This is a genomic window from Streptomyces sp. S.PB5 (genome assembly GCF_030403745.1).
In the GTDB taxonomy this organism is placed as follows: domain Bacteria; phylum Actinomycetota; class Actinomycetes; order Streptomycetales; family Streptomycetaceae; genus Streptomyces.
Window position 1 is genome coordinate 492,470 of record NZ_JAQMWP010000004.1, and the last position, 26,152, is coordinate 518,621.

Annotated in this window: 21 protein-coding genes and 1 tRNA gene; 18 read left to right on the forward strand and 4 right to left on the reverse strand. The window is 70.4% G+C overall.

What is annotated here, in order from left to right; all coding sequences use genetic code 11:
* Positions 1 to 69 precede the first annotated feature (69 nt).
* The 6 genes from PH203_RS13720 (at position 70) to PH203_RS13745 (ending at position 10,250) form a co-directional block, all read left to right on the forward strand.
* The gene (locus tag PH203_RS13720; protein WP_289920163.1) at positions 70 to 1,515 is read left to right on the forward strand and encodes an FG-GAP repeat protein; all 1,446 of its coding nucleotides are present in this window, start codon (positions 70 to 72) and stop codon (positions 1,513 to 1,515) included.
* A 49-nt stretch (positions 1,516 to 1,564) separates the two neighbouring features.
* Positions 1,565 to 3,028: an FG-GAP-like repeat-containing protein gene (locus PH203_RS13725; RefSeq protein WP_289920164.1), complete on the forward strand. Its 1,464-nt coding sequence runs from the start codon at positions 1,565 to 1,567 to the stop codon at positions 3,026 to 3,028.
* Positions 3,029 to 3,209: 181 nt separating this feature from the next.
* Positions 3,210 to 4,760, forward strand: a complete 1,551-nt coding sequence (locus PH203_RS13730; protein ID WP_289920165.1) for an alkaline phosphatase D family protein — start codon at positions 3,210 to 3,212, stop codon at positions 4,758 to 4,760.
* 340 nt (positions 4,761 to 5,100) lie between these two features.
* A complete protein-coding gene (locus tag PH203_RS13735) occupies positions 5,101 to 6,600 on the forward strand; it encodes a bifunctional cytidylyltransferase/SDR family oxidoreductase (RefSeq protein WP_289920166.1) in 1,500 nt (499 codons plus the stop codon).
* Between the two features lie 155 nt (positions 6,601 to 6,755).
* On the forward strand, positions 6,756 to 8,831 hold the full coding sequence (locus PH203_RS13740) for a hypothetical protein (RefSeq protein WP_289920167.1): 2,076 nt from the start codon (positions 6,756 to 6,758) through the stop codon (positions 8,829 to 8,831).
* Positions 8,832 to 9,035: 204 nt separating this feature from the next.
* Positions 9,036 to 10,250, forward strand: a complete 1,215-nt coding sequence (locus tag PH203_RS13745; RefSeq protein ID WP_289920168.1) for a glycosyltransferase family 2 protein — start codon at positions 9,036 to 9,038, stop codon at positions 10,248 to 10,250.
* 87 nt (positions 10,251 to 10,337) lie between these two features.
* Here PH203_RS13745 and PH203_RS13750 read toward each other — a convergent pair whose 3' ends face one another.
* Together PH203_RS13750 and PH203_RS13755 are read right to left on the reverse strand one after the other, a co-directional pair.
* Positions 10,338 to 12,395: a hypothetical protein gene (locus tag PH203_RS13750; RefSeq protein WP_354671241.1), complete on the reverse strand. Its 2,058-nt coding sequence runs from the start codon at positions 12,393 to 12,395 to the stop codon at positions 10,338 to 10,340.
* A 292-nt stretch (positions 12,396 to 12,687) separates the two neighbouring features.
* On the reverse strand, positions 12,688 to 14,073 hold the full coding sequence (locus tag PH203_RS13755) for a polysaccharide pyruvyl transferase family protein (RefSeq protein ID WP_289920169.1): 1,386 nt from the start codon (positions 14,071 to 14,073) through the stop codon (positions 12,688 to 12,690).
* Between the two features lie 183 nt (positions 14,074 to 14,256).
* On the opposite strand from PH203_RS13755, the gene proB reads away from it, so the two are divergent.
* From proB to PH203_RS13780, 5 genes are all read left to right on the forward strand, one after another.
* The gene (gene proB / locus PH203_RS13760; RefSeq protein ID WP_289920170.1) at positions 14,257 to 15,384 is read left to right on the forward strand and encodes a glutamate 5-kinase; all 1,128 of its coding nucleotides are present in this window, start codon (positions 14,257 to 14,259) and stop codon (positions 15,382 to 15,384) included.
* A 176-nt stretch (positions 15,385 to 15,560) separates the two neighbouring features.
* Positions 15,561 to 16,019: a hypothetical protein gene (locus PH203_RS13765; RefSeq protein WP_289920228.1), complete on the forward strand. Its 459-nt coding sequence runs from the start codon at positions 15,561 to 15,563 to the stop codon at positions 16,017 to 16,019.
* Between the two features lie 147 nt (positions 16,020 to 16,166).
* On the forward strand, positions 16,167 to 17,453 hold the full coding sequence (locus PH203_RS13770; RefSeq protein WP_289920171.1) for a glutamate-5-semialdehyde dehydrogenase: 1,287 nt from the start codon (positions 16,167 to 16,169) through the stop codon (positions 17,451 to 17,453).
* A 117-nt stretch (positions 17,454 to 17,570) separates the two neighbouring features.
* Complete coding sequence (locus PH203_RS13775) at positions 17,571 to 18,176, forward strand: hypothetical protein (protein ID WP_289920172.1); 606 nt, start codon at positions 17,571 to 17,573, stop codon at positions 18,174 to 18,176.
* Between the two features lie 99 nt (positions 18,177 to 18,275).
* Positions 18,276 to 19,349 carry a hypothetical protein gene (locus PH203_RS13780; protein ID WP_289920173.1) on the forward strand — a complete coding sequence of 358 codons (1,074 nt, stop codon included), beginning with the start codon at positions 18,276 to 18,278 and terminating at the stop codon, positions 19,347 to 19,349.
* A gap of 129 nt (positions 19,350 to 19,478) precedes the next feature.
* Here PH203_RS13780 and PH203_RS13785 read toward each other — a convergent pair whose 3' ends face one another.
* Complete coding sequence (locus tag PH203_RS13785) at positions 19,479 to 20,582, reverse strand: M48 family metallopeptidase (RefSeq protein ID WP_289920230.1); 1,104 nt, start codon at positions 20,580 to 20,582, stop codon at positions 19,479 to 19,481.
* 125 nt (positions 20,583 to 20,707) lie between these two features.
* Here PH203_RS13785 and PH203_RS13790 point away from each other — a divergent pair, with 125 nt between their 5' ends.
* From PH203_RS13790 to PH203_RS13820, 7 genes are all read left to right on the forward strand, one after another.
* Entirely contained in the window at positions 20,708 to 20,869 is a 162-nt protein-coding gene (locus tag PH203_RS13790; protein ID WP_289920174.1) for a hypothetical protein, read from the forward strand.
* Positions 20,870 to 20,977: 108 nt separating this feature from the next.
* Positions 20,978 to 21,142, forward strand: a complete 165-nt coding sequence (locus PH203_RS13795; protein ID WP_289920175.1) for a hypothetical protein — start codon at positions 20,978 to 20,980, stop codon at positions 21,140 to 21,142.
* 79 nt (positions 21,143 to 21,221) lie between these two features.
* Positions 21,222 to 21,860: a nicotinate-nucleotide adenylyltransferase gene (gene nadD, locus PH203_RS13800; protein ID WP_289920176.1), complete on the forward strand. Its 639-nt coding sequence runs from the start codon at positions 21,222 to 21,224 to the stop codon at positions 21,858 to 21,860.
* A 16-nt stretch (positions 21,861 to 21,876) separates the two neighbouring features.
* Positions 21,877 to 23,634, forward strand: a complete 1,758-nt coding sequence (locus PH203_RS13805; RefSeq protein ID WP_289920177.1) for a LytR C-terminal domain-containing protein — start codon at positions 21,877 to 21,879, stop codon at positions 23,632 to 23,634.
* Positions 23,635 to 23,784: 150 nt separating this feature from the next.
* Positions 23,785 to 24,231 carry a ribosome silencing factor gene (gene rsfS, locus PH203_RS13810; RefSeq protein WP_289920178.1) on the forward strand — a complete coding sequence of 149 codons (447 nt, stop codon included), beginning with the start codon at positions 23,785 to 23,787 and terminating at the stop codon, positions 24,229 to 24,231.
* Complete coding sequence (locus tag PH203_RS13815) at positions 24,228 to 24,899, forward strand: histidine phosphatase family protein (protein WP_289920179.1); 672 nt, start codon at positions 24,228 to 24,230, stop codon at positions 24,897 to 24,899. Before rsfS ends, PH203_RS13815 begins: the two co-directional genes overlap by 4 nt.
* A 99-nt stretch (positions 24,900 to 24,998) precedes the next feature.
* Positions 24,999 to 25,071: transfer RNA gene (locus tag PH203_RS13820), tRNA-Ala, on the forward strand.
* 50 nt (positions 25,072 to 25,121) lie between these two features.
* Here the strand turns inward: PH203_RS13820 and PH203_RS13825 are convergent.
* Positions 25,122 to 25,970 (reverse strand): helix-turn-helix transcriptional regulator, encoded by an 849-nt coding sequence (locus tag PH203_RS13825; protein WP_289920180.1) that lies wholly within the window; start codon positions 25,968 to 25,970, stop codon positions 25,122 to 25,124.
* Positions 25,971 to 26,152 lie beyond the last annotated feature (182 nt).

Consider the following 26,152-nt stretch of genomic DNA (forward strand, 5'->3'; position numbering starts at 1 on the left):
CCACCGCACGCACAGTGCGCACCCCCCCACACGCAACCCCCCACAGGCACCTCCCACGACAGGAGCACCATGAGCAAGCGCATGATCGGTACCGGGCTCGCGGCCGCCATCGCCGTGACGGCAGCCGTCGTCGCCCCCGTGACCGCGCAGGCCGCCGCGCCGCAGTCCGCCGCCGGCCGCATCCACGCCGACTTCGACGGCGACGGCTACCAGGACGTGGCCTTCGCCGCCGCCTCCGCCACGGTCGGCGGCAAGGCCCGCGCCGGGTACGTGGCCGTCGTGTACGGCTCCGCCAAGGGGCTGAACCTCTCGCACCGGCAGGTCATCAGCCAGAACACCGCGGGCATCCCCGGTGTCGCCGAGGCCGACGACCGCTTCGGCTCCGGGCTCTCCGCCGCCGATCTGGACGGCGACGGCTACGCGGACCTCGTCGTGGGCGCCTCCGGCGAGGAGGCCGGTGGCAAGAGGGGCACCCTGGCCGTCGTATGGGGCGGGAAGCAGGGGCTGTCGGGCGCCACCGCGCTCGCCTCCGGCACCCGGACCGACACCGCCGTCGGTGACTTCGACGGGGACGGCGACCCCGACGTCGCCACGCCCGGCTCCCTGTTGACCGGCCCCTTCAGCCGTACGACGGGCGCGGCCGCCGTCAGTGCACTGAGCCTCGACCCCGTCGACTACCGGACCAACGCGCTCGCCGCGGGCGACATCGACCACGACGGCATCGCCGACCTGGTGGCGCTGAACGTCGACAACACCTCGGACGACCACAGCAACGCGGACAGCTACCACCGCCGGGTCGTCTACCTCCGCGGTACGGCCCAGGGGCTGAGCGCCCCCGTCACCCTGAAGAACGAGGACGGCTCGCTGTTCCGCGGCGGCGAGCGGCTCGGCATCGGCGACGTGAACCGGGACGGCTACGGCGATCTCGTCATCGGCCGCTCCTTCACCCACGACATCGTCGACGACGACCTGCTGATCGGCGGTCAGATCGGGGTGGTGTACGGCGGCGCGGGCGGCCCCGACCCGGCCGGCGAGACCGTCGTCACCCAGAACACCCCCGGCGTTCCGGGTGCGACCGAGCCCGGCGACTCCTTCGGCGGGGGCATCTCCGTCGGGGACGTCGACGGCGACGGCTACGCGGACGTGGCCACCGGCGCCTTCACCGAGGACCTCGGAGACATCGACGACGCGGGGCAGGTGACGGTCCTGCGGGGCGGCCGGGGCGGTCTCACGGGCACCGGTTCCGTGGCCTTCACCCAGAACACGGCCCGGGTGCCCGGCACCGCCGAGCGGCTCGACTTCTTCGGGGTCACCACCTCGCTGACCGACGTCAACCGGGACGGCAGGGCCGAGCTGTTCGCCGGCGCTACCGGCGAGAACGGCTTCGCAGGCGGCGTCTGGGCCTTCCGCAACCCCGGCACGGGCCCTGTCGCCACCGGCTCGACCGCCATCGGCGCGGGCACCCTCGGCACGACCGCGAACAGCGCCAACCTGGGCAGCCACTTCGCCCGCTGAGCCCGCGACGTGGAAGTCGCACCAGAAGAAGCAGACAGGGGAGGGTGAAATGAGCGGTGGACACAGAGCGACCTGGGGGGTCGCGATCGCCGTCGTGCTGGCCGTCACCGGGGTGGTCCCGGCGGCAGCGGCGGACGGACGGGCGGCCGTGGGGGAGTCGCGGGAGGACTTCAACGGGGACGGGTACGCCGATCTCGCGGTCGCCGCACCTTCGGCGAGCGTGGGCGGCAGGACGCAGGCCGGGTACGTCGCCGTGCTGTACGGCACGGCCGACGGGCTGAGCACCACCGGCCGGAAGGTGTTCACGCAGAACAGCGCGGGCGTGCCGGGCAGCGCCGAGAAAGGCGACCGCTTCGGCAGCGCGCTCACCACGGCCGACCTCGACCGGGACGGGTACGCCGACCTCGTCGTGGGCGTGGGCGGCGAGGACACTGCCTCGGGAGGCACCGACTCCGGTTACGTACAGGTCCTCTGGGGCGGTGCCAAGGGGCTGTCCGGCGCCTCCTCCCTGAGCACCGGCAAGAGCGCGAACGACCGGCTCGGCGACCAGGGGCGGCTCACGGCCGCCGATGTCGACGGCGACGGGGCGGCCGATGTCGTGACCGTCCGGAACCAGAAGAACCTGCACGTCCTCAACGGGCCCTTCGGGAGGAACGGTTCGCATGCGGCCGAGCAGCTGGTGACGGACCGCTACAACAGCCGGATCCTCGACCTGGCGGCCGGGGACGTCAACGGCGACGGCATCACGGACGTCGTCGCCGCAGCGAACGACCAGCAGGAGTGGGACTCGCGCCGGATCGCGTACTGGTACGGCACGCGGGACGGTGTCTCGCCGTACTTCACCCTCGTCTACGACATCGACGGCGCCGGCCTCCAGGGCGGCGAGAACCTCGACGTCGGGGATGTGAACCGGGACGGCTACGACGACATCGTCGTGGGCCGTGCCGTCGACGGGTACGACAGCGACCACGACGCCTACCTCGCCAAGGGCGGCCGGGTCGGCTGGATCCCGGGCACGGCGAACGGGCCGGACGGGGTCGCGGCGGTCTTCCTCAACCAGGACAGCCCGGGTGTGCCGGGCACCGCGGAGAAGGGCGACGGCTTCGGGACCGACGTACAGATCGGTGACGTCGACGGCGACGGCTGGCCGGACGTGGCGACCGGTCTGCCGGGCGAGGACCTGGGGAGCGTGAGCGGCGCGGGTTCCGTGGCCGTCCTGCGCGGCGGCTCCGCGGGGCTGACCGGGGCGGGCGCCCGGGTCGTCACCCAGGACACCGGCAATGTGCCCGGTTCGGCCGAGGCCGGGGACGCGTTCGGCAGGGCCGTCCACCTCGGTGACGCCGACGGCGACGGGCGGGCCGACCTGGCCGTCGGCGCGCCGGGGGAGAACGCGAACTCCGGGTTCGTGTGGGCCTTCCGGACCCTGCCGCCGCTCGGTACGACCGCCTTCGGCAACACGTTGCTCGGCACGTACGCGAAGAACGCGAAACTCGGCTCCGGATTCGCCTACTGATCATTCGCCTACTGATCATCCGTCAGACCCGTTGCGGTGCCGGCAGGCGCCTGTGCCGCAGCGGGTCTCCTGTTGTCTCCCCAGCTGTCATGTACGCGAATTGCTCTGTTCAACAGGCGGTCTGCCCGGAAGCGTGAGCTTCAACGTGTCCAAGTGTCCAGTGAGGCAGGGGAGTCCACTGATGGCCGGAGCAGCATCGCCCGATCGCCGCCGTTTTCTGACGACCAGCGCAGCGGTACTGTCAGCTGTGGCCTCCACCCAGCTGTGGCTTCCCGCCACCGCGCGAGCGGCCGAACCCCCGCTGCCCGACGGGGTGTTCAGCCTGGGTGTCGCCTCCGGTGACCCCCTCCCCGACGGCATCGTGCTGTGGACCAGACTCGCCCCCGACCCGCTCAACGGCGGGGGTATGCCCGACAGCGCGGTGTCGGTGGAGTGGGAGATCGCGGAGGACGACCGGTTCGGAAAGCACGTACGGCGGGGCGTCGCGCAGGCGCTGCCCGAGTACGGGCACAGCGTTCATGTGGATGTACGGCATCTGCGCCCGGGCCGGGAGTACTGGTACCGCTTCCGCGTCGGCGGGCAGATCTCGCCGACCGGCCGCACCCGCACCGCACCCCACCGCCACAGCAGCAACGGCAACCTGCGCTTCGCCCTGGCGTCCTGCCAGAACTGGCAGCACGGCTATTTCACGCCATACGCCGACATGCTCGCGCAGGACCCCGATTTCGTGCTCTTCGTCGGCGACTACATCTACGAGTCCTCGCCCTCGGCGACGGCGCTGCGCCGGCACGAGGGCACGGGAGAGCCGTACACCCTGGTGCAGTACCGCAACCGGTACGCGCAGTACCGCACCGACCCGGACCTCGCGGCGATGCACGCGGCGGCGCCCTTCGTCGTCACCTTCGACGACCACGAGGTCGACAACGACTGGGCCGGCGAGATCCCCCAGGACCCCGACAAGCAGCCGCACGATGCCTTCGTGGCCCGGCTCACCGCGGCCTACCAGGCGTTCTACGAGCACATGCCGGTCCGCGCGAGCTCGATCCCGAACGGCCCGCACATCCAGATGTACCGCCGCTTCGAGTTCGGCCGGCTGGCCCGGCTGAACGTCCTGGACACCCGGCAGTACCGCAGCGACCAGGTCACCAGCCAGGAGGCCGCGCAGAACCCGGCGCTCACCATGCTCGGCGCCGAGCAGAAGCAGTGGCTCCTCGACGGGCTGCACGACTCGCCGGCCCGCTGGAACCTGATCGGCTCGCAGATCATGATGGCGGAGACCGACATCCTGCTCGGCGCGGGCAAGCAGTGGTTCTACGACGCCTGGGACGGCTACCAGGTCGAGCGCAACCAGTTCCTCGCCGAGTTCGAGAGCGTTCGCAACCCGGTGGTGCTCAGCGGCGACCGCCATCTGACGATGATCAGCGACCTCAGGAAGGACTTCGCCGACCCGGCCTCCGACGTCGTCGGCGCCGAGTTCGTCGGCACGTCCATCTCCAGCAACGGCGACCAGGACCAGGCCGCCTTCCACGCCCAGTGGGACCCGCTGATGGCGGACAACCCGCACTGGAAGTTCATCGACGCCCACCGTGGCTACCACCTCTTCGACGTCGACCGGCGCGGCATCGACGCGCAGGTCAGGGTGGTGGACACGGTCCGGCAGCCCACGGCGACGGCGAGCACGCTGGCCGCGCTGCGGGTGGAGGCGGGCCGGCCGGGGGTCGAGCTCGCGTAAGCACCCAGCCTCGTAAGCCTCGTATGAAAGTCTGAGTGGCGGGAGCCTGGGACTCATCCGAGTCCCAGGCTCCTCTCGCTCTCACCGAGACCGAAATGCTGCGGAATCTTAATTCGGCGCCGCTGAGCGGTACCGTCGTCACAGACAGCAATACGCAACTCCTGTGGAGTTACTCACAGCAATTCCAGGGTGCTCACCACAACGGTCTCCTCAATCACCAGGAGTACAAGGTGAATGACAGGTAGCGCGCACATATGCGGCGGGCGGCGCTCACCTTGCACTGCGGTAACCCCAAGTGGGACCATTTCGGAGTTCCCTGTCGCCCCGAGGTAGGTCATCTGTGTCCCAGCACATCGCCAAGCCCCGTACCACCGCAGTGATCCTGGCCGGCGGTACCGGTCAGCGCGTGGGTCTCTCGATCCCCAAGCAGCTGCTGAAGATCGCCGGCAAGGCAGTCATCGAGCACACCCTGACCACCTTCGAGAACGCCGACTCGATCGACGACATCATCGTCCTGATGGCGCCGGGCTATGTGCCGGACATAGAGAAGATCGTGGCCAAGGCCGGGTTCACGAAGGTCAAGAAGATCATCGAGGGCGGCTCCACGCGGAACGAGACCACCGAGCGCGCCATCACCGCGCTCGGCGAGGGCCTGGCCGAGGGCGAGGACCTCAACGTCCTGTTCCACGACGCCGTTCGCCCGCTGCTGTCGCGGCGCGTCATCGACGACTGCGTGGTCGCGCTGGAGCGTTACCAGGCCGTCGACGTCGCCATCCCGTCCGCGGACACCATCATCGTGACCCGCACCCACGGCGAGGACGGCGAGTTCATCACCGAGATCCCGGACCGCTCCCGGCTGCGCCGCGGCCAGACCCCGCAGGCCTTCAAGCTGTCCACCATCAAGCGGGCCTACGAGGTCGCCGCCGGTGACCCCAACTTCCAGGCCACGGACGACTGCTCGGTCGTGCTCAAGTACCTGCCGGACGTGCCGATCCACGTCGTCGCGGGCGACGAGTACAACATGAAGGTCACCCAGCCCGTCGACGTCTTCATCGCCGACAAGCTCTTCCAGCTGGCCTCCACCGCCGCCCCCGAGCAGGTCTCCGAGGACGCCTACCGCGCACTGCTGACCGGCAAGACCGTGGTGGTCTTCGGCGGTTCGTACGGCATCGGCAAGGACATCGCCGAACTCGCCGAGTCCTACGGCGCGAAGGTGTACGCGCTCGGCCGCTCCACCACCGGCACGCACGTCGAGAACCCCGAGGAGGTCGACGACGCGCTGTCCAAGGCGTACGCCGAGACCGGGCGCATCGACTACGTCGTCAACACCGCCGGTGTGCTGCGCATCGGCAAGCTCGCCGAGACCGACAACGCGACCATCGAGGAAGCGCTCAAGGTCAACTACCTGGCCCCGGTGCAGATCGCACGTTCCAGCTACAAGTACCTGGCGGAGAGCAAGGGCCAGCTGCTGCTCTACACCTCCAGCAGCTACACCCGCGGCCGCGCCGAGTACAGCCTCTACTCCTCCACCAAGGCCGCCATGGTGAACCTCACCCAGGCCCTGTCCGACGAGTGGGCCGGTGACGGTGTCCGCGTCAACTGCATCAACCCGGAGCGCACGGCGACGCCGATGCGCACCAAGGCCTTCGGCCAGGAGCCCTCGGGCACCCTGCTCTCCTCGGAGGCAGTCGCCCGCACCTCGCTCGACGTGCTGCTCTCCGAGCTCACCGGACATGTGATCGACGTCCGCCAGCAGGACCCGACGGCCGCCGCGGGCCAGGCCTCCGGGTTCGAGCAGGCACTTGCCAGTGTCCTGGACCGTCAGGACGGCGTGGCATAATCAGCGGTAATTAGACATCTGCTATTCAGGCCTCTGTGTTCGCCCGTTATCGGAGCATTCGCAGGGGCCTGAATCAGTACCCCACGCGAATTCCTCACATTTTCGCTGCATATAAGAACCAGACCGGCACTCCCCCTCCAAGAGCAGGTTCCTCTGTGATAACCAGAGCCATTCGCGTCGCCCGGGTGGGCAGCGCGGCCGAGCTGGCCGCCGCGGTCCTCATGATCCTGGGCTTCCCGGCGCTCATGCTGACCGCGCTGATCCCGAGCGTCCCGGCCTTCGCGATCGCCGCCGCGGTGACGTATCTCGCGGACCACTATCTGCACCGCAAGGGCAGCTATCTGATCAACCGCCTGAGCAAGGTGCGCGCGGGTCTGTCGATCCGCTTCCTGATCAGGCAGCTGCTGCTGCTCCTGCTGCTGGCCCGCCTGGACCTGTCGGAAGGTCTGATCTTCTACGGCGCGATCGCCTGCTTCATCACGTTCTACGGCCTCCAGGCCCCGCACGGCGCGCTGGTCACCCTGATCCGCAACCGCCGCCGGATGCCGGTCGCCACCCGCAACGTCGACCTGAAGTCCCGCATCCGCATCCCGGACGCCCCGCCGCAGGGTCTGCTCAACCGGTCGGCCGAGAAGATACTGCACCTGGACCTGTTCGCCGTCGTCGGTGTGCTGGTCGCCGCGTGGATGGACGACTATCTGACGGCCGTCATCGGTATCGGGGTGACGATAGCGCTGGGCACCCTGTACGTCCTGGTGCTCATGCCGTACGTGCACGGCGCGAAGATCCCGCCGAACGACGAGAAGGTCCTGGCCGCCGTAGACGACTGGCTGGCCGCCTACCGGCCGGAGACGGTGCTGTACTTCTCCGGCTCCAAGGACTCGGCGTACCAGGTCAACATGTGGCTGGAGACCATGGAGCAGCTGGACTCCAAGCCGCTGATCATCCTGCGCGAGCGCGTCATCCTGCAGAACCTTGCGCCCACCACGGTCCCCGTCATCTGCGTGCCCGGAGGGGTGCACCTGATGAACATGGACCTGTCGACCGTGCGCGTCGCGCTGTACGCGGCGAACGTCGGCAAGAACATCCACCTGCTGCGCGTCCCGACCATGAAGCACGTCTTCATCGGCCACGGCGACAGCGACAAGCTCGCCAGCGTCAACCCGTTCAGCAAGGTGTACGACGAGGTGTGGACCGCCGGGCGCGCGGGCCGCGACCGTTACGCCATCGCCGACGTCGGTGTCCGCGACGACGACATCGTGGAGGTCGGCCGCCCGCAGCTGGCGCCGATCCAGACCCGGCAGGCGGTGCCCGACGGACCCCGCGGCGGAGCCGCTGATGAGCGCTGCCCCACGGTGCTGTACGCGCCCACCTGGGAGGGCTGGGACGGCGACCCGGGCAACACCTCGATCGTGCTGGCCGGCGAGAACATCGTGAAGAAGCTCGTGAAGGCCGACCCGCCGGTCCGTGTCCTGTACAAGCCGCACCCCTTCACCGGCACCGTCAGCCCGCAGGCCGGCGCCGCGCACCGGCGGATCGTGGCCCTGGTCGAGAAGGCCGCCGCCGAGCGCGCCGCCGACGCCCGGTTCACGGTCGACGCCGTCGCCCAGCGCAAGGCCAAGGACGACCTCGTCCGCATCGAGGCCCGGATCGCCGAACTGTCCGGCACCGGCGGTGAGAAGGGCGACGAGGCCGTGGCCACCCGCGACGGCGTGGTCGACGTGGCCAAGCACGAGGAGATCGCCCGGCTGCGCGCAGAGTGGAACGACGCCTACTGGGCCTCCTTCGGCAGCCATGAGCACCGTGTCATCACGGGCGCCGAACCGCGCCTTTACGACTGCTTCAACGTCTCCGACGCGATGGTCTCCGACATCTCCTCCGTGGTCTCCGACTTCATCGCGAGCGGCAAGCCGTACGCGGTGACGGACTCCGCGGGGCTGGGCGTGGAGGAGTTCAAGCGGCAGAACACCGCGGTGCGCGCGGCGACGATCCTGTCCAACAAGGCGGCCGAGCTCGGCGGCCTGCTGGACGCGGTCCGCGACCCGGCGGGCGACCCGCTCGCCGAGGACCGCAAGGAGCTCAAGCAGTATCTGCTCGGCCCGGACGAGCCCACGTCCATCGCGCAGTTCAACACCGCGGTCGCGAACCTCTCCCTCAAGGCGGAGGCGCGCAACGTCGGCCAGGAGTCACGGGCGGCGGCGGGAGCCGCGGAGGCGACGACCAAGGCGTGACCGGACTGACCGGCTGATTCGTTCGGCTGATCCGTTCGGCTGATCCGTTCGGCCCAAGGGCCCGGTTTCCGAGGAGTGATCCTCGAAAACCGGGCCCTTCGTACGTATCTCCCGGTACGGGACGCAACCTAATGTCCCGGTCGACCGTCTATCAGGCTGCCCGTGGAGAGATTCCGGGGAAACGTGGTGTGACTAGGGGGAGAAGTGACCGTTGCGCAACCTGACGTGACCATCGTCATCGGTGCGTACGAAGCCATGCCGTATCTGGTCGACTGTCTGGCGTCCGTCGAGGCCCAGACGCTCGACCACGCGCGCATCGAGGTCATCGCGGTCGACGACGGCTCGGCGGACGGCACGGGGGAGTGCCTGGAGGAGTTCGCGGCCCGCGTGGACATCCCGGTCACCGTGATCCGCCAGGACAACTCCGGCGGGCCCAGCGGCCCGCGCAACGTCGGCCTGGGCAAGGCCTCCGGACGGTATGTCTTCTTCCTCGACGCCGACGACCGGCTCGGCCCCGAGGCCCTGGAGCGGATGGTCGCGATGGCCGACCGCAACGGCACGGACGTCGTGCTCGGCCGGGTCGAGGGCGTCAACCGCAAGCCGCCCGGGTCGATGTGGGGCAGGACGCTGGAGCGCACCGACGTCTGGTCGTCCAACATCAAGTTCACGCTGAGCGCGCAGAAGCTGTTCCGGCGCGCGCTGCTGGAACGTCACGGCATGCGCTTCGACGAGTCGCTGTGGACCGGTGAGGACGCGCTGTTCACCATGGAGGCCTATCTGCGGGCCGACGGTGTCTCCCTCCTCGACGACTACGTCTGCTACTACCTGGTGGGCCGTGAGGACGGCAAGCACGTGACGAGGAGCGGGAGCTACACCCTGCGCTTCGACTCCGCGCGCGCCCTGATGAACCTGATCGCGGAGCTGGTCCCGGCGGGCCCGCGGCGCGACATGCTCATGGTCCGGCCCTTCCTGGTCACCCTCCTCCCGCAGTTCGGCCCGAAGTACCTGAAGGACAGCGAGGAGATCCGCCGGCACAAGTTCGAACTGGCGAAGCCGCTGATGGACGCGTACTGGACGGACGAGGTCGCCCACCGTCTCCGTGTCCACGAGCGTCTGCGCCTCCACCTGGTGGCCGAGCAGCGCCCCGAACTCCTCGCGGAGGTCGTGGAGTTCGTGCGGGCCAAGAAGCAGGCGGCCCCGCTCCTGGAGAAGCGCGGCCGCCGCGTCTACCTCGCCTACCCCTACTTCCGGGACCCCACGACCGGCCTCCCCGACCGCCTCTACCTCGCCGAGCCCCGCGAGGCCCGCCGGGTTCCGGGGTACCGCGAGGGCGGCCTCGACTCCTTCATGCGCCGGGCGGCACGCAGGGCCCGGCGCGCCCTCCCGGCCCGAGACGTGAGATCGGCCGCGGCGGTGTGACACCCGGGGCGCCGGACCGGCCTCGCCCCGGTCCCCGCCGCCTCCCCGCCGCCTCCTCGGGGCCTGCGCGAGCCCGCCTCCCCGGGGTCAGGGCGCGCTGGTCTCGCGCTCCTCCGTCTCCCTGTCCTCGGCCTCCCTGTCCTCCGCGTCCGCGTCCCCGTCTCCGTCCTCGGTCCGGCGCTGACCCGGGATCTCCGCGGCCAGCCGTTCCTCCATCCGTACCCGGTGCTCCCGTGCCTCCGCGCACAGCGCCTGTACGGCCAGTTCGAAGCGGACCTGCGAGGGGGGTTCCGCCGGGCCCAGCAGATGGCGCTTCAACTCGGCCCGGGCCTCGGCAAGTTCGTCCTTCTCGGGGTTGCGCACCGTCTCCAGCAGCCGCGGGATCCCGACCGCGTCCGGCGTCAGTACGGTCGCGGCCCGAGCCGTCGGGAAGGCCTCCCGGAACGCCTCCTCGGACAGCCCGCTGGTGTTGGCCACCGCGTACGGCTTGCCGCTCGCCAGGAAGTCGCTGACCACGCTCGACACATCGCTGATGAGCAGATCGGCCCGGTTGAAGCAGGCGTACAGCGCGGGCCGGGCGTCCGTGACGATCTGGTGCTCCCACTCCGGCAGCGAGGCCCAGTACGCCGCCTCCCAGGCCGCCGTGGCCCGCTCCACCGCCCGCGCCCGCCCCTTCGGCGGCACCGACTGCAGCAGCATCCGCTCCACCTGATCCGCACCGCTGCGGAAGTCGGCCGTGGTCAGCCGGTCCAACTCCGCCGTCCGCCGGGCGAGTTCGCCGTCCCCGGCCGGCCGCACCCCGGTCCGCCGCCGGTTCGCGGCCCGCACCAGCTGCCGGATCCGCTGATCGGCCGCCCCGGCCCGCGGATCGACCGAACCGGTCAGCGGATGCGGCTTGTAGAGCAGCCGCACACCGTCGTCCTCAAGCAGCGCCCGTACGAGGTTCTCACCGGCCTCGATCACCGACGTGTTCCCGGGGTTGCCGTCCCAGCCCTCCCAGGTGGGCGCGTACAGAACGGTCGTGTACGTCCCCGTCGGCGGCCCCGCGTACAGCCGTACGGCGTCCAGCTGCGGACGTCCGGTCTCCACGACGTCCCGGTCGTCCACGCCGACCTCGGCCATGGCGTACCGCTCGCGCGCCGCGGGGCCGGCCACCCACACCTCGTCGTACGCCTTCGCGTACGGGTTGCACGAGGAGAGCTTGTCGCTCTCGCCGTGGTTGACGAAGGTGTGCTTGAGGGTGGGGATGCGCAGGACCTGGGAGGTCTTGCCGGAGTTGGAGGGGTGGATCAGGACCTGCAGGGTGGAGTGCTCCAGGCGCATGAGGGTGGTGACCTTGGGCAGGCAGATCACGGGGAGGTCGGTCGCCGCGATCTTCTGCACCATGAAGCGCTCGCGCAGGATCACGACCGGCCGCGCGTCGAGCTTCGCGAGCGGCTCCAGCCACATGTTCGCCTGGTACGCCGAGGACGCGCCGCCGGAGAAGTACAGGCCGACCGTGGGCCGGTAGTCGGCCAGCCAGGCGTCGAACCAGTCGAGCACCTTCTGCTCGCCCGCCGGACGACGGCTCGGCAGCAGCCGTAGCCCCAGCTCGCCGAGGCCGAGGAGCGCGAGGAGCAGGGACAGCGCGATCCCCGCCGCCGCGGCCGCGGGCACGTCGATCGCGGCCGTGGCGCCCAGACCGGCGGTGGCCGGCAGCCCGAACAGCAGCAGCCGGTGACCCGGGCGGCGCAGCAGCAGCGCGGGCGGGGCCGTCGACAGCCGCAGCGCGGAGGCGTCGATGTTCCGGGTGACCACCGGCAGGGTGCGGGTGCGGCGGACCAGGACGGAGACCGCCTGGATCGCGAAGTGCAGTCCGTAGAAGATCAGCAGGCCCGCCACGAGAGGGGCGTACACCCACTCCCGCTGCTGCTCGCCCAGCCGCAGCAGCCCCACCACCAGCAGCAGGTCCCGCATGATGTGCCGCACGGTGATGTCCGCGTGGGACTTGGCGAACACCGACACCATGCCCCGCTGCCACCGGTACAGCACCCCCTCCCCGGCCACCGAGGCGGCGGTCGCGGCGAGCAGCAGCGGGATGTCGGGCAGCAGCGCGGCGACGGCCTGGGCGCAGAAGGCGGCGGCGAGCAGGGCCGTGACGAGCACCTGGACGGCCCTGCGGCGCAGGGAGAGTACGGTGGGGTGTCTTCTGCGCGGACGGTTTCTGCGGGGGCGGCGGGTGAAGAGACGTTTCAGGAGGCGTCCGGAACGGGTTCTGCCGGGCCGCTGTCTGCTCGGCCTCTTCACGAAGCGCCGGCGGGGGAGGGTAGAGGGCACTGCGTCACTCCAAGGTCGTCGCAGGACGTGCGCCCGGGTTAACGCGCGCCGACCACTTGACGACACGCGGGTGTCCGGGCGCCTTCCGGCGACCGTGGAGTGATAGTGGCGCCGGGCCGGTCTAACGGCCCGACTGCAGAGCCCGGCGGATCGGGCCTCCCACGACCCGGCGGGCGCGGCGGTAGACCGAGGGCGCCGGAACGCCCGCGGCCTTGGAACCGGACTTCGCCCGGTCCAGATCCCGCTTCAACCGTTCGTTGTCCAGGGTCAGCTGGGTGATGTGGCGCTGCATGAACGCCATCCGCGTGGCGAGCGAGCCGAGGTCGGCCTCCAGCCAGGGACGGACGCCCGCCGGGAAGGGCAGCTTGCGCAGCCGCTCCTCGAAGGCGGCGCCGCCGTCGCCGTGTGTGAAGGTGTTCTGCAGGCCGTTGCGGTCGAGGAACCCCATGAACCGCTCGTAGCGCTCATGGTGACCGCTCATCAGCTTGCCGAAGTCCGCGTCCTCGTACAGCCGCGCCGGGTCCAGGTCCGCGGGCAGCTTGTCGATGCGCACGTGCGGGATGTCGAAGTAGCGGCACAGCTCCAGCGTCCGGGAGTCGCCCGAGAGCACGGTCGCGGGCGTCCCGGCGAGCAGCGCGGCGATGTTGCCGTGGATGCGGGAGCCGAACGAGAAGTCGAAGTCGCGCAGGTCGTCGATCCAGGTGACCGGGTCGATGTAGACGCGGACCTTGTCCTCGCCGTACATCGGGTGGTCGGGGTGCGTCGGTATCGCCTTGACCTTGGCGTTCGGGTCCGACAGGTCCCGCCAGTGCAACTGTCGGGCGTCGGACAGGTTCTGGCCGATGAAACGCAGATGCGGGTAGCGGGCGTGGGTGCGCTCGATGACCTTGGCCAGGCCCTGCTTCTGCACGGCACTGTGCGAGCCGTTGATCGCGATCCGGGACTCGGCGGTCAGCTCCGGCGTCCGCTTGTGCACGGCGAGCTCCTTGCCGTACATGAACAGCGAGGGGCAGCCGATGACCTCGACGTCCTTGAAGCCCATGTCCCTGAGGTACTGCTCGGTGAACTCGCCGCGCACCCCGATCGAGGCGCTGCGGTCCAGCACCGCCGAGACGAAGTCGCGCACCGCGGGCTCGATGGGCTTGAGCCGCTTCGGGTCGTAGTTCAGCCCGGTCTGCGCGCCGACGCCGGTCACCACGACCGGGATCTTCAGCCGTCTGATGAGCCGCGTCAGGCGCTTGAGCCCGCCCTCGAACGAGGGACGGAAGGCGTTGGCCAGCGGTACGACGAAGGCGTCGTACTCCGCGTTGATCAGGTCCGCCGACGCCACGTCCGTCCTCATGCCGTTCGACACCACCTCGGTGCCGGGCGTCTCCAGGATCTTGTGGGTGGCATCGCTGAAGATGAGATTGCCGGAGTTGGTGGCGATGACGTCGCGCTGGAGGGCTTCCTCGACAGGGACGACGTCGAAGGGGCTCTTACCGGACCTGAGGAGAACGCGCTTCACGGCGTTCAACTTAAGTTGACGTGTTCTTTGATTTCTATACGGAACGCCTACAACCTTTTTGCCGTATGCGACGCGTGAGCAAACGGTTACGTCCTGGTGTGTCCGGGGGCTGAAACGCCGGGGCGGGCGAGGGGGCGCTTCGCGTAGATTGCTGCCACGCGCAAGGAAGTGGGGACAGTGCAGGTGGCAAGCGCCAGAGAGGCCGTGAGCGAGGCCCGCAGGATCGTCGTCAAGGTGGGTTCCTCGTCGCTGACCACCGCGTCGGGCGGCCTGGACGCCGACCGGGTCGACGCGCTCGTCGACGTCCTAGCCAAGAGCCGCAGCGGCGGGGAGAAGGAGATCGTCCTCGTCTCCTCCGGCGCCATCGCGGCCGGCCTCGCCCCGCTGGGCCTGCGCCGCCGCCCCAAGGACCTCGCCCGCCAGCAGGCCGCCGCCAGCGTCGGCCAGGGCCTGCTCGTGGCCCGCTACACCGCCTCCTTCGCCCGCTACGGCGTCCGCGTCGGCCAGGTCCTGCTCACCAGCGACGACATGAGCCGCCGCGCCCACCACCGCAACGCCTCCACCACCCTCGACAAGCTCCTCGCGATGGGCGCGTTCCCGATCGTCAACGAGAACGACACCGTCGCCACGGACGAGATCCGCTTCGGCGACAACGACCGCCTCGCCGCGCTCGTCGCCCACCTGGTCCGCGCCGACCTGCTGGTGCTGCTGTCCGACGTCGACGGCGTGTACGACGGCGACCCCAGCAAGCCCGGCACCTCGCGGATAGCGGAGGTGCGGGGGCCCGCGGACCTGGCCGGCGTCGAGATCGGCAGCACCGGCAAGGCCGGCGTCGGCACCGGTGGCATGGTCACCAAGGTCGAGGCCGCCCGGATCGCCGCCGCGGCCGGTATCCCCGTGGTCCTGACCAGCGCGATCCACGCCGCCGACGCGCTCTTCGGCGGCGACACCGGCACCCTCTTCCACCCCACCGGCAAACGCTCCGCCGACCGCCTGCTCTGGCTCCAGCACGCCTCCACCCCCCAGGGCTCGCTCACCCTGGACGACGGCGCCGTCCGCGCGGTCGTCCAGCGCCGCAAGTCCCTGCTCCCGGCCGGGATCGCCGCCGTCGAGGGCGAGTTCAACGCCGGCGACCCCGTCGAGCTGCGGGACACCGAGGGGCGCGCGGTGGCCCGCGGGCTCGTCAACTTCGACGCCAAGGAGATTCCCCAGCTGATCGGGCGTTCGACCCGGGAGCTGGCACGGGAGCTGGGGGCGGCGTACGAGCGGGAGGTCGTGCACCGGGACGACCTGGTGGTCCTGCAGCCCTGAGGACCGGCTCCGGGCACCCGAAAACGGGGTGAACGCCCCGGCAGGACCATCGCCCGCAGGTGGACGTTCCGCAAAAGTGCCACGCGAACCCTTGCGGCCTGCTCAACTTTGTCTCAGGGACACATTCCGCACGACCACCGGGTCGGTCACTGGTAAAGGAGGCCGTCGTGAGACGAGTGCGCCCTGGGGCACAGTCCCGCAGCGGTGCCGCCGAGGTCTCGTCCCGAGCGGCCGGTGAGGAGCGCGCCTTGACGAGCGTCGCGGCCGGCGACCGGTACGAGGAGCCGCAGGACCTGCCCCGTCTGTGGCATGTCACCCTCAGCCTCTCCGGGAAGGAGGCCCCGCTGAAGGAGGTGCGGCGCGGCCTCGAACAGCTCGCCCACGACCATCCCTTTCTGCTGACCAGCCGCTACGCGAACGACCACGCGGAGATCCGCTACTGGGAGGAGGCCCGCGACCTCCACGACGCGGCCGCCGTCGCCCTGCGCCTGTGGGGCGAGCACCGCCAGAGCGCCCAGCTGCCGCCCTGGGAGATCGTCGGCCTGGAGGTCATCGACCGCGAGACCTACCACCAGCGCATCGCCGAGGGCTACGGCCCGCCGCCGGCGAGCCCCGTGGGAGTGCACCCGTTTTGATACGACCACGGGCCGCGACCATCAATTGAGGAACCCCCGCGGCGAGCAACCACGTCCGCGAGAGCGGCGCCGGATTAGGCGCAAAGGGGTGTCTCGCGGTTCGGAACAAGCGGTGGACGCTCCCGCCCGGCGCACTACCCTTCCCGTATGACCTCGCTCTCGCCGTACGACAACCTGTCCCCGGTCACCCAGGCCGCGTACCGCGCCAAGGCGGCCGCCGCCGACCTCGCGCCGCTGCCGAGGGCCGCCAAGGACGACGCGCTGCTCGCCATCGCGGACGCACTGGAGGTCCGTACGAGCGAGATCGTCGAGGCCAACGCCAAGGACATCGCCAAGGCCCGGGAGGCCGGGACCAGCGAGTCGGTCATCGACCGGCTGACGCTGACCCCGGAGCGGGTGCGCGCCATCGCCTCCGACGTCCGGGACGTCGTCGCGCTGCCCGACCCGGTCGGCGAGGTCGTCCGCGGCTCGACCCTGCCCAACGGCATCGACCTGCGCCAGGTCCGCGTGCCGCTCGGCGTCGTCGGCATCATCTACGAGGCCCGGCCGAACGTGACCGTGGACGCCGCCGCCCTGTGCCTGAAGTCCGGCAACGCGGTGCTGCTGCGCGGCTCGGCCTCCGCGTACGAGTCCAACACCGCCCTGGTGCGGGTCCTGCGCGACGCCGTGGGCGGGGCCGGGCTGCCCGCCGACGCCATCCAGCTGGTGCCCGGCGAGAGCCGCGAGAGCGTGCGCGAGCTGATGCGGGCCCGCGGTCTGGTCGACGTGCTCATCCCGCGCGGCGGCGCCTCGCTGATCCAGACCGTGGTCAGCGAGTCGATCGTCCCCGTCATCGAGACCGGCACCGGCAACTGCCACGTCTACGTCGACGCGCAGGCCGACCTCGACATGGCGATCGACATCCTGATCAACTCCAAGGCGCAGCGCGTCAGCGTCTGCAACGCCGCCGAGACCCTCCTCGTCCACCAGGACATCGCCCCTGAGTTCCTGCCACGGGCCCTGGACGCCCTCGCCGAGGCCGGCGTCACGGTCCACGCCGACGAGCGGGTGCTGGCGTACGCCAAGGACTCCAAGGCGACCCTCGTCGAGGCCACGCCGGAGGACTGGGAGACCGAGTACCTCTCCTACGACATCGCCGCGGCCGTCGTGGACTCCCTCGACAAGGCCGTCGAGCACATCCGGCTGTGGACCTCCGGCCACACCGAGGCGATCGTCACGACCTCGCAGCAGGCGGCCCGCCGCTTCACCCAGCTGGTCGACTCCACCACCGTCGCCGTGAACGCCTCCACCCGCTTCACCGACGGCGGCCAGTTCGGCTTCGGCGCCGAGATCGGCATCTCCACGCAGAAGCTGCACGCGCGGGGTCCGATGGGACTGCCGGAGCTGACGAGCACGAAGTACATCGTCACCGGCGACGGACACGTACGGCGCTGAGGCGCGCGACCGCGTGCGGGGCGGGGCATATGCGTGGGGCACGCGCTCCCGCTGCGCGCCCGTGCCGCACGAGAGGTGTCTCACCCAGCGGATGAATTTCCATACCGTCTGCCCAAAATGACCCCCCAGGTCTACTCTGGATCCGTGCCGGAGGACGTGGGGGGCACGCCGTTCCCTGACGGCTGGGAGCCCGACGACGACCACGACCGCGGGGTGTCGGACGAAGAGTTCGCCTCCGTGGTCTTCGACGAGGCCTTCGTACGGGCGGCCGTGGTGCACGAGCCGACCGCCGTCGAACGCCTCCTTGCCGCCGCCCAGGCGAGAGCGGAGGCCTCCGAGGCCGAGGCCCGCCGGGCCCATGGCCGCGGCGAGCGCTACGAGGAGGGGTACGGCCCCGACGGCCGTGCCGGTTTCGGCCATGATCCCGAGCTCGACGACCTCGACGACACCGACATCCTCGAAAGCCGCTACGGCGCCCCCGGGACCTACGGCAAACAGGTCCGCTGGCACCGTCCCGTCGCCTGGATGCTCGCCCTCGTGATGGGCATCGGCATGGTCGCGCTGGCCTTCACCGCGGTCTACCGGGGCGCCTCCTCGAACAGCCGCGAGCAGGGTCCCTCCGCCCCCGCCTCGACCGGCCTGGAGCAAGGCACCGGAGCGACCCCCTCGGCCTCCGCCGACCACTCCCAGCCGGCCATCTCGGCATTCCCGCGCACACCCTGAACGGTTCTGGCCACCGGCTGACGAACCTGGTGAGAACCTGTCAGAAGTTGTCGCGCAGCAGGGCGTTTACCTGAGCTCCCGGAGACCTACTCTGAAGGTATGGGAGGGCCTGGAGACCCATCTGAGGGGGCACCCGAGGGCGGCCCCGGAGGTGGCGAGGACGAGTACCGATCCGTCGTCTTCGACGAGTCGTTCGTCCGTGCTGCCCGGCTCCAGGAGTTCTCCGCGCAGGAACGCATCGCCGACCACGCCCCCGCCGTCCGGCGCCGCCCGCCGATGCGCCGGGGACTCTCCCGCCAGGCCCTCGTCCTGGTCCTGCTGATCGCGCTGGCCTTCGGCACGGCGATCTACATGGGTGTGCGGCACCCCTACCAGAGCCCCGCCCAGATCAGGGACTCGGCCGACCCGATGCGCATGACCGTGGTCCCGCTCGCCCCGCAGGGCAAGGTGCCGGGCGCGGCCGACCCGGAGTACCTCTACGAGCACAGCCCCGCCGCCGACTTCCGCGTCGGCGCCGCGGGGATCACGCTGCCCGCCGCCCGGGACACCTCGCACTTCTCCGAGACACAGGTGCTCAGCGCCCTCGACACCGTCAAGGAGTACCTCGTCCGCTCCTCGCTCCACCCGGAGGTGCTCACCGGTGGGCAGACCCGTCCCGTGCGGGTACTGCTGCCGGCCGATCAGTACCTCCAGTTCGACGAGAGCCTGAAGCATCCGGCGGCGGACGGCATGCACGCGGTCACCGGATGGATGGTCCGCTTCGACCCCAAGGCCGTGGAGCTGGCCGACCCGAGGATCCGGGTCCAGGGGACGCTGCGGGCCAGCGAGGCCGAGTCGACGATTCTCGAGGTCACCGCCGAGCACACGTTCGTGTACGCGCTGCGGCCGGCGGGGGCCGGCTCCAAGGCGGAGGCCTCGCTGTTCACCGTCCGGCGCGAGCTGCGGTTCCAGTTCGACCATGACGATGTGCGGCTGCACCAGGCCGAGTTGTCCGTGGCCTACGTCCAGGCCGGGCCCTTGTCCTGCGGGGGCGACTCGGCCAGCGCGTTCACCCCGGTGCTGGCCGGCCGGACCGCCGAGGCGGGCGGTCCGGCCGGTACGGACCCCTTCGGGGAGGACCGGGTCACGGCGGTTTGCGGGACCTTGGCGACGGGGGCGCAGCCGAGGGTGTGAGGGGCGGTCCGCCTCATCGCCGTAGGGGTTTGCTTGTATGGCGGGTGCGGGTTGTTCGTGGCTGGTCGCGCAGTTCCCCGCGCCCCTGGGTGGGTCTCCAGCCCCCGGCAGTCCAGTAAGAACCCCGCGTCAGTCCTCGTCTCGCTGGCGCGTGTCCGAGTCCCTCGGGGGCTCGTCGTCCCTCGGTGCCGAGCTGCTGAAGCCGCCGAAGCCCCGGCGGACCCGGCCGCCCAGGTCGCCCGCTCCGCCGGCGATGTCCGAGACCAGCTTCATCAGCGGGTCCTTGGAGCCCTTGACGTTGGTGGCGTAGCTCGCCGCCGACTCGCGGAAGGAGTCGGTGACCGAGGTGTCCTTGTCCTCGGAGCGGCGCGGGTAGTGGCCGTCCATGATCCGCTGGAAGTCGCGGGACTCGGACCACTTCTTCAGCTCGGCCGCCCGGATCGTGGTGAAGGGGTGGGTGCGGGGCAGGATGTTGAGGATCTTCAGCACGGAGTCGCGCAGGTCACCGCCGGCCTCGTACTCCTCGGCCTGCTTCAGGAAGGCGTCCACGTTCATCTCGTGCAGGTGGTGGCCGCCGGCGAGCTTCATCAGGCCGCGCATCGAGGCCCGCAGGTCCTGGCCGACCAGGAGACCCGCGCGGTCGGCGGAGAGCTCGGACTTGCGGAACCACTCGCGCAGCGCGGTCACGATCGCCATGATCGCGAGGTTGCCCAGCGGGATCCACGCCACCCGGATGGCGAGGTTGGTCAGGAACAGCAGGATCGTCCGGTAGACGGCGTGGCCCGAGAGGGCGTGTCCCACCTCGTGGCCGACGACCGCCCGCATCTCCTCCTCGTCGAGCAGGTCGACCAGGCCGGTGGTGACGACGATGATCGGCTCGTCCAGGCCGATGCACATCGCGTTCGGCTTCGGGTCCTGGCTGACGTACATCGGCGGGACCTTCTCCAGGTCCAGGATGTAACAGGCGTCCCGCAGCATGTCGTTGAGGTATGCGAACTGCTGGTCCGACACCCGGACCGAGTCGGACAGGAACATCAGCCTGAGGCTCCGCTCGGGCAGCAGCCCGCTGAGCGCCTTGAAGACCGTGTCGAACCCGCTGAGCTTGCGCAGCGCCACCAGGGCGGAGCGGTCGGCGGGGTGTTCGTAGGCGCGCGAGGAGATTCCGGGGAAGCGCCTGCGCTGCCTGCTCGGAACGTTCTCGTGCCCGTTCTGCTCGTGGCCGTCGTCGGACATGTCTTCCCCCATGTGCGTGAGAGTGGCCCTTTGCGGACCCTTGTGCGGTCCTTTGCGCCCCCGAAGCAGAGCCCAGCCTAGGCGGAGATACCGTGGACGGGCAGTACAGCGAACGGAGTCCCGCCATGGAGCACAACCCCGCGTCCGCCTGGCTCACCGAAGCCGCGAGCGCAGCCGAACGACAAGGTGCCGGGAACCTGCTCCGGGTGGTGCTGATCGTGATGGTGCTGGGCTGTGTGCTGACCGCGTGGTTCCTGCTGCGTGGCTACAAGCAGAAGGACGACTGAGACCACTCCCGAGTTCCCTCTTGGCGGAGTCGGCGTGATCGCCGCCGAGCCGCCCGCTTACCATGGGCCGACATCTTTATCCCGCCCACCGGATAGGTCTCGCCGAAGATGAGCTTCCACAGCGCCGCTGCCCAGTTGGTCACCCTTGCCGCCGAGGGCGAGGAACACGGTGGCAACCACGAGAGCCTCAACCCCCTTGTCACCGGTGGTGGCGCCTTCCTCGCCCTGATGCTGCTGCTGTGGATCACCACCCGCTTCAACCGCGACCGCTGAGGCACCCGGTGCCCATAACAGGGCACTCCGGGCCTCCTCCGGCCGACGCCCTCAGGACGGGCCGGTAGGGTCTGCACGCATGGGAGAGCAGGACATGCCTACCGGCCCGGGCAACAGCCCGTCGAACCCCGGCAAGCGCCGCCTCGGCGTCATGGGCGGAACGTTCGACCCGATCCACCACGGGCACCTCGTGGCGGCCAGTGAGGTCGCCGCGCAGTTCCACCTGGACGAGGTCGTCTTCGTGCCGACCGGGCAGCCGTGGCAGAAGACCCACCGCAAGGTCTCGCCGGCCGAGGACCGCTATCTGATGACGGTCATCGCGACCGCCGAGAACCCCCAGTTCTCGGTGAGCCGCATCGACATCGACCGCGGCGGCCCCACCTACACCGTGGACACCCTGCGCGACCTGCGCGCGCTCAACCCGGACACGGACCTGTTCTTCATCACCGGTGCGGACGCCCTCGCCCAGCTCCTCACCTGGCGCGACACCGCAGAGCTGTTCTCCCTCGCGCACTTCATCGGGGTCACCCGCCCCGGCCACCACCTCACGGACGCCGGACTCCCCGAAGGCGGTGTCTCTCTCGTGGAGGTTCCCGCGCTGGCCATCTCCTCGACGGACTGCCGTGGCAGAGTCGCCAAGGGAGACCCCATCTGGTACATGGTGCCGGACGGAGTCGTGCGCTACATCGACAAGCGCGAGCTGTACCGCGGCGAGTGAGCCGAGAGGGGCACCGGTGAACGACCGATACGACGCGGGCTACGGCGGCGACCAAGACGACCGTTACGAGCTCGTCGGCTACGACGAGTACGGCCGGCCCGTCTACCGGCAGGTCGCCCAGCAGCCGCCCCAGCAGCAGTCGTACGACCCGTACGCACAGCAGCAGGGCTACGGCTACGACCCCTACGCGGCGGACGGCCGGCAGCCGGGCCAGTACCCCGGGCAGCAGTACGACACCGGCAACCAGCACCCCGTACCGCCGTCCTACGACCCCTACGACACCGGCCGGCAGGCGCCGGTGCCCCCCTACGACCCGTACGGGCAGGGAGGGGCCCCCGGGAACCCCGGGGCGCCCGGGACGTCGTACGACCCCTACGGGCGTGCCGCCGCGAGCGGACAGCAGCCGCGGGTCGCCGAGCAGACCGCCTACATCCCGCAGCAGGCCAGGCCCGCCGAGGAGCCGGACGGGGCCGCCGGCGGCGGCCGCTCCGAACGGGACTACGAGACCGGGCAGTTCGCCTTCGTCGAGGAGCCCGACGGTGACTCCGAGGACGTCATCGACTGGCTGAACTTCACCGAGAACCGCACCGAGCGCCGCGAGGAGGCCAAGCGGCGGGCCCGCAGCCGGCTCATCGCCCTGGTCGTGGTCCTCGCGCTGACCGTGGTCGGCGGCGTCGGCTGGCTCTGGTACGCCGGGAAGCTGCCCGGACTGTCCTCGTCCGACGACAAGACCGGCACGGGCACCTCCGTGGCTGCCCAGAACCGCGACGTGATCGTCGTCCATCTGCACAACACCAAGAAGGGCGGCACCTCCACGGCGCTGCTCGTCGACAACACCACCACCAAGCAGGGCACCACCGTCCTGCTGCCCAACTCCCTCGCCCTGACCGACGACGACGGCTCCACGACCACGCTCGCAAAGTCGGTCGAGGACGACGGCTCCTCCGGCACCCGCGACGCGATCGACACGGTCCTCGGCACCCAGATCCAGGGCACCTGGCGCCTGGACACCCCCTATCTGCAGAACCTCGTCGACATCATCGGCAACATCGAGGTCGACACCGACGCCGACGTGCCCGACCCGGACGCCAAGAAGAAGGGCACCGCGCCCCTCGTCAACAAGGGCGAGGCCCAGACCCTCAGCGGCAAGATGGCCGTTGCCTACGCCACCTACCGCGCCTCCGGCGAGGCCCAGAACGCCCAGCTGGAGCGGTTCGGACAGGTCATGCAGGGCGTGCTGCGCAAGATGTCCTCCGACGCGGACGGCGCCACGGTCACCGTCCAGACGCTGGCGCAGATCCTCGACCCCTCGCTCACCGACAAGGACCTCGGCACCTTCCTCGCCAAGCTCGCCGACCTCGCCAAGGGCGGCGACTACAAGACCGCCCTGCTGCCCGTGCAGACCGACGGCACCCTGAGCGCGCAGGCCAGCGGCAGCGTCGTCAAGGACGTCCTCGGCGGCACCGCGAAGAGCCCCGACAAGGACGCCGCGGTCCGTGTCTCGGTCCAGAACGCCAGCGGCGTCAAGGGCAACGCCGAGGACGCGCGCGTGGTGCTCCTCAACGGCGGCTTCACCTTCCTGGAGGGCGGCACCGCGGCCACCACCCAGGCCGCCTCCAAGGTCCTCTACGCGGACGCCGCCGACAAGGACGACGCCACCGAGGTCGCCAAGACCCTGGGCCTGCCCACCGGCGCCGTCACCAAGGGCAAGACGTCCTCGAACGCGAACGTCTCGGTGGTCCTCGGCCAGAACTACGAGCCCTCGACGCCGTAGCGCCCCGCGCGGCGGGATCAGCCGGGCCGTGGGGCCGGGCCGCGGGTGTCCGCGGCCCGGCCCCACGGCGTGATCCGTTTAACGAATGGGGTGCGCCCGGCGGTCCGTGAGACCCTTGATGTCAAGTGACCGCCGACCGAAAGCCGTGTAGTGACCGCCACTGACCGCTCCATCGAGCTCATCCACACCGCCGCACAGGCGGCCGCCGACAAGCTCGCGCACGACATCATCGCCTACGACGTCAGCGACGTACTGTCGATCACGGACGCCTTCCTGCTGGCCTCCGCGCCCAACGACCGCCAGGTCAAGTCGATCGTCGACGAGATCGAGGAGCGCCTGCAGAAGGAACTCGGCGCCAAGCCGGTGCGCCGCGAGGGCGACCGCGAGGCCCGCTGGGTCCTGCTCGACTACGTCGACATCGTCGTCCACGTCCAGCACAGCGAGGAGCGCGTCTTCTACGCCCTGGAGCGGCTGTGGAAGGACTGCCCCGAGCTCGACCTCCCCGAGGACGCCAAGGCCACCCGCGGCAAGGGCGAGGAGCACGCCAAGCTGCAGGCCGCCGAGGACGCCGCGGACCTCGGCGGTGACTGGCGATGAGCGCCACCGGTGAGGTCTCGGCCGGCAAGCCCGGCCGGGGCCGCCGCGTCATCCTGTGGCGGCACGGCCAGACCTCCTGGAACGTGGAGCGCCGCTTCCAGGGCACCACGGACGTCGAGCTCACCGAGGTCGGCGTCGCCCAGGCCCGCCGCGCCGCCCGGCTGCTCGCCTCTCTCAAGCCCGCCGCGATCGTCGCCTCGGACCTGAAGCGGGCCGCGAACACCGCCGCCGAGCTCGCCGTCCTCACCGGCCTCGACGTCGTCCACGACGAGGGCCTGCGGGAGACCTACGCGGGCGTCTGGCAGGGGCTGACGCACGAGGAGATCATCGCCGCGCACGGCGAGGAGTACGCGGCGTGGAAGCGCGGCGAGCCGGTCCGCCGCGGCGGCGGCGAACTGGAGACCGAGGTCGCCGAGCGAGCCGCCCCCGTGGTGCTCCGGCACGCCGACAAGCTGCCCGACGAGGGCACGCTCGTCGTCGTCAGCCACGGCGGCACGATCCGCACCACCATCGGCCGTCTCCTCGGCCTGGAGGCCCAGCACTGGGAGAGCCTCGGCGGCCTCTCCAACTGCTGCTGGTCCGTCCTCGGCGAGGGCGCCCGCGGCTGGCGTCTCCTGGAGCACAACGCCGGCACGCTGCCGGAACCGGTGCTCGGGGACGACGACTGAGCGGATTTCACTTTCTGGCAGGTCGCAGGCTAAAGTTCTTCTTGTTCGCCCCGCCGAGCGGGGCGAAACATCATGCGGCTCCGCCGCGTGGCAAAGCTTGGGGCTATAGCTCAGTTGGTAGAGCGCCTGCATGGCATGCAGGAGGTCAGGAGTTCAATTCTCCTTAGCTCCACAGATCGACACTCTTGAGTTGTCAAAGATCGGTTGATGAAGATCCCGTCCCTAGAGGGCGGGATTTTTCATTTCCATCAGGCGGGCCGTGCGCCGCGCCGTCTCCTCGTCGTCCGGTGTGTAGACGACGATCCGGCACTCCGGCATCCCGTGGATCGACAGCGACACCGACGTCATCCGCAGCTCACCCACCGCCGCATGCCTGAAACCCTTCACTCGCCGTCCGGGCTCCGCCACGTCGCCGGTCTCCCACAGCCGGGCGAACAGCTGACTCGCCGCGGACAGCTTGCGTATGAAGCCCTCCCAGGCGGGCTCACCGGCATGCAGACCGTAGGCCGCGCGCAGGGTCGCGACCATCACCGGCAGCTCCGTCTCCCGGAACATCAGCGGGCAGTCGTCATCCTCCGCGGTGAACAGCCCCCACAGGGCGTTGGGAAGGCGACCGGAGCGCTGCATCAGCGGCACGTCGAACAGGGTGCGGTAGACGTCGTTGGCGGCCAGGATGTCGAACCGCGAGTTGTAGACCACCGCCGGGCGCGGTTCGAGGGCGTCGATGATGCCCTGGATCTCCGGACCCACGGTCTGCGCGGCGGCCTCCGGGACGGCGGCATGCGGCACGTCCGCCAGGTGGTACAGATGCTCCCGCTCCGGCGGATCGAGACGCAGGGTGCGGGCCACGGCGTCCAGGACCTGCGCGGAGGCGTTGATCGGGCGGCCCTGCTCCAGCCACGTGTACCAGGTCACGCCCACCCCCGAGAGCTGGGCGACCTCCTCACGCCGCAACCCCGGCGTACGGCGCCGTAAGCCCGGCGGCATCCCCACGTCCGCCGGTGTCACCCGCGCCCGCCTGCTGCGCAGGAAGGCGGCCAGCTCAGGTCGGCGGCGCTGTGTCGTCCCCATCGTCACATCCCCCATCGTCGACGCCCGGCCCGTGCGCTGCCAGGTGCTGTCAGTACCAGCATCGGCGGGCTCTCGGCACCCGTACCGGAGCGGCGGCACGCTCGACGGCATGACGACAACACCCCGTTCCGGACCGGGTACAGCGCCCGTTCCCAGCACTGCGATCAGTGAAGCACCCGGCA